The following is a 237-nucleotide window of genomic DNA, read 5'->3' as shown; positions in this document are numbered from 1 at the left end:
GCAGGCCTGGAGGTTGACCGCGACGATGAGCTGGTTGGCGGCCTTGACCGTCTGCCCGGCGCCGTGCGGCCCGCAGCGCACGATGGTGGTGCCCAAAGCCTCGAAGAGGGGGCAGGCGGCGTCGAAGTCCTCCTGGGCGCCGCCGACCATGATGGACAGCACGGCCTCGATGGCGCCGGCCTCGCCGCCGGAGACCGGCGCGTCCAGCACCCGGATGCCCTTGTCGGCCGCGGCGGC

Annotated in this window: 1 protein-coding gene; it reads right to left on the bottom strand. The window is 74.3% G+C overall.

The features are described 5' to 3' along the window. The coding region (locus IH45_RS0142875) for an NAD(P)-binding domain-containing protein (protein ID WP_030682799.1) at positions 1-237 on the bottom strand (237 nt) is incomplete at both ends.

Source organism: Streptomyces rimosus subsp. rimosus, from assembly GCF_000720725.1.
GTDB classification, from domain to species: Bacteria; Actinomycetota; Actinomycetes; order Streptomycetales; family Streptomycetaceae; genus Streptomyces; species Streptomyces rimosus_A.
This window is presented reverse-complemented; position numbering and strand designations above follow the sequence as displayed.